General features: G+C 57.8%; 2 protein-coding genes. Both read right to left on the bottom strand.

Annotation, left to right across the window (positions count from 1 at the left end):
- A partial coding sequence (locus H9Y04_RS49150) for a YccJ family protein (protein ID WP_187820170.1) occupies nt 1-215 on the bottom strand: 215 nt, incomplete at its 3' end.
- A 20-nt stretch (nt 216-235) separates the two neighbouring features.
- Complete coding sequence (gene wrbA, locus H9Y04_RS49145) at nt 236-832, bottom strand: NAD(P)H:quinone oxidoreductase (RefSeq protein ID WP_002898704.1); 597 nt, start codon at nt 830-832, stop codon at nt 236-238.
- Nucleotides 833-860 lie beyond the last annotated feature (28 nt).

Here is an 860-nt window from a genome sequence, read left to right as displayed (position 1 = left end):
CGCTCAATCGTCTGTTCGCCCCAGAACAGGCTGTCTTTATCGGTTTTGGCAAAGGCCAGCGCCAGCACTTCGTCGCTGCCTTCCTCCCAGATTTGCTCCGCCAGTTTTTCATCGTAGTGGGCGACTTCGAAAATCGCCTCGGCAATTTCCGGCGAGGTGTTACGTAAACTTGCCCATTCGCCGACGCGATGTGCTTTTGCTTCTTGAGTTGGCATAGTGCTCCTCCTGCAGAAGATTAGCCGTGCAGTTTAACGGCCAGTTTGGCGACATGTTCACCCTGATAGCGGGCGATGGCTAACTCTTCCTCGCTCGGCTGCCGCGAGCCGTCGCCGCCGGCGATGGTGGTTGCGCCATAAGGGGTACCGCCGCGTACCTGGGAAATATCGAATAGCTCCTGGGCGCCATAGCCGATCGGGACGATGATCATGCCGTGGTGGGCCAGCGTCGTCCAGGTCGAGGTAATGGTTTGTTCCTGGCCGCCGCCGGTACCGGTTGAGCTAAATACGCTGGCGATTTTGCCATACAGAGCGCCGGACGCCCACAGACCGCCGGTTTGATCGAGGAAAGTACGCATCTGACCGGACATGTTGCCGAAGCGCGTCGGGGTACCAAAGATGATGGCGTCATACTCTGCCAGCTCCTGCGGCGTGGCGACGGGCGCGTTTTGCGTTTTCCCGCCTGCTTTGGCGAATGCTTCAGCCTGCATGGTTTCCGGCACGCGCTTCACAACCACCTCAACGCCGTCCACCCGGTTCGCCCCATCGGCGACGGCGTGAGCCATGGTTTCAATGTGTCCATACATGGAATAATAAAGCACCAGAATTTTAGCCATTTCCATCACTCCTCGGTTGCATTATAAG

Origin of the sequence: Streptomyces polyasparticus (assembly GCF_014493765.1) — a bacterium.
Lineage (GTDB): Bacteria > Actinomycetota > Actinomycetes > Streptomycetales > Streptomycetaceae > Streptomyces > Streptomyces polyasparticus.
Note: the sequence above shows the minus strand (reverse complement) of the source record. Positions and strands in the feature narration are given on the sequence as shown.

Excerpts from the sequence above, each read along its gene's own strand:
- wrbA (WP_002898704.1), bottom strand. The coding sequence starts at position 832 with ATGGCTAAAATTCTGGTGCTTTATTATTCCATGTATGGACACATTGAA.